This window comes from Mesorhizobium sp. WSM4832 (genome assembly GCF_055811115.1).
The window spans coordinates 1-1,751 of sequence record NZ_JBVVQH010000049.1 but is presented as its reverse complement, the minus strand read 5'-3'; the positions used below and the strand labels follow the sequence as shown (position 1 = coordinate 1,751).

General features: G+C 66.3%; 1 protein-coding gene. It reads right to left on the bottom strand.

Annotation, left to right across the window (positions count from 1 at the left end; translation table 11 throughout):
• Nucleotides 1-491 precede the first annotated feature (491 nt).
• The gene (locus AC0L2L_RS33255) at nucleotides 492-1,670 is read right to left on the bottom strand and encodes an IS110 family RNA-guided transposase (protein ID WP_473584006.1); all 1,179 of its coding nucleotides are present in this window, start codon (nucleotides 1,668-1,670) and stop codon (nucleotides 492-494) included.
• Between the last annotated feature and the right edge of the window lie 81 nt (nucleotides 1,671-1,751).

Genomic DNA, 1,751 nt, shown 5'->3' with positions numbered 1-1,751 from the left:
TTCTCCCCTCACATGAGGACCATGGGGTCAAGAGGTTGATCGGGCTGGCTGCTGGTTTGGTTCGTGGGCAGCTGTTCGTCCCGGCCATAGCGGGCTCGAAAGCGTCGCGCGCAGATCGGCGCAAGGCCGGCTGTCCAGCCGCCGCGCAGCGGCTTGGTCTTGCGTTGATCGAGCACGGCGCCACACTGGACGTGGCGGGATGTAGCTTTGCGTCTCCTGGCCCGGGACCTGCCTTGGCGGGACTGACGGCGCGCTCTGGAGCGCCCTCAGAACCTCACATACGGTCGCCGCGTGCGGCGAGACCACAATCCTTCATGCGCAAAGGCACGGGCTCGGCGGCCGAGGCTCCCATCTTGCGAGCGGCATGTTTCAGCCAAGGGGAGAAACGGGCCTCGTCCACCAGGATCGACGCGGCTGATCAGGTCGCGCCGATGTTGCTCATGCCGATGTAGCTCATGTCTGTGTCGCTCATGATCATGGCTCCAAGGCCTTCAGGCACGCTTCAGGGCGGCCCCTTCGGGAATCTCGCCGACGGTGACGAAGCGCCACAGCGCAACGATAAGCTTGCGCGCCAGCGCTACGATGAAGAGCCGCCGGTTTGGCTTGCGGTCGCTGCCTGGGCGGCCCTTGTCCGGGGCGAGCCGTTTGAAGACCCATTGGCTCAGGGCGGATTGGCGTTGATGCCTCAGCCACAACCAGGCCAGTTCGATCATGGTCTTGCGCAGGCGTCGGTTGCCGGCCTTCGAGATGCCTTGCTCGCGATCGATCTTGCCGCTGCGCCACGGCGTGCCGGCAAGGCCGGCAAAGGCGGCGAGCTGGCGCCGATTGTCGAAGCGGCGGAAGAACGCCTCGAGCGCCAGCGTGGTGGCGAAGTCGGGGCCGATGCTCTTGAGCTCGAGCAGCCGCATTGCAACTGCATTGGCCTCCTCGCCTTTGAGCAGTTCGGCGCGTTCGCTCTCGACCCGGGCGATTTGCGCCATGATCAGCTCGAGGCGATCGAGCGCGCGCATGATCTCCTTCTTGAGCTGCGATCCCAGCGGGCGGCCATCGCCGGTCGTCAGCTTGTCGAGCGTGGCGCGGCGGTTGCGATGCAACGGGTCGTAGCCGTGGATGCCTTGCGCCGCCAGCAGGCCACGAATGCGATTGCTCTCGCGGATGCGCTCGCGCACCAGGCTGTCGCGCTCGCGCACCAGCCGCCGGCTGTCCTCCTGCTCGGGGCTCGGCGCATGCACCATCGAGCACACGCGCGGCTCGCCGCGCAGCCACGCCGACAGCGTGCGCCACAGCGTCTCGCCATCGATCCTGTCGCTCTTGGCCCGCCGGCTGCGGCGCGGCACCGGAATCGAAGCGGCATCGACGACATGGCTGCGGATGCCTTCGCTCTCCAGCAGGCGATGCAGCCAGAACCCGTCCAGGCCCGCCTCCTGAATGGTGATGATCTCGACCGCGCAACCCAAGCGCTGCTCGGCCTTGTCGCGCAGCCGCGCAAACAGCGCCAAAAGCCCGCCCACATCGCCCGCGGCAAGCGCGTGCCGCGACAACCGCTCGCTGCCCGGCGATTGCACGCTCACCAGCCACTTCGTTGTGCTCAGTTCCAAAGACGCTGTGACTGCGCCATGATGGCCACGGGTGGCGGCGCTCGATGCGATACTCGATTGGTCATGCGACATCGGTCTTCTCCCTTGTTGCGTGGGTGGAAAACCAATCTTGGCGAAACATCGCGCCGCCATCCACGCCCTCATAGGATCTTG